This is a genomic window from Bacillus sp. SIMBA_026 (assembly GCF_046535335.1).
Taxonomy (GTDB): Bacteria; Bacillota; Bacilli; order Bacillales; family Bacillaceae; genus Bacillus; species Bacillus velezensis.
The window spans coordinates 1-234 of the sequence record NZ_JAWRWX010000496.1 but is presented as its reverse complement, the minus strand read 5'-3'; the positions used below and the strand labels follow the sequence as shown (position 1 = coordinate 234).

1 protein-coding gene is annotated in these 234 nt (G+C 61.1%); it reads right to left on the bottom strand.

From position 1 onward, the window contains the following. A partial coding sequence (locus SB847_RS22300; protein ID WP_410578952.1) for a hypothetical protein occupies nucleotides 1–234 on the bottom strand: 234 nt, incomplete at both ends.

The window sequence follows — 234 nt, the reverse complement described above, 5'->3', positions numbered from 1 at the left end:
CGGCTGAGTGAGCGCCGGCCGAACTCCGGTCAATTGCTGGTAGGCGCAGCCGCCATAGTTGGTCGCTCCGGCGATCGACTGAGGTGGCGGAAACTGCTGCGCGGCCTGCACATACAGGACGACCTTGTCATTCGCGGTCTTTATCGCCTGAGCTGCGGCGTTCCATTGAGTTTGGAGCGCCGTTTTTTGCGTGTCCGTGTCCAGGGCATATTTTGTGTCCGACGGCAGTGCCAG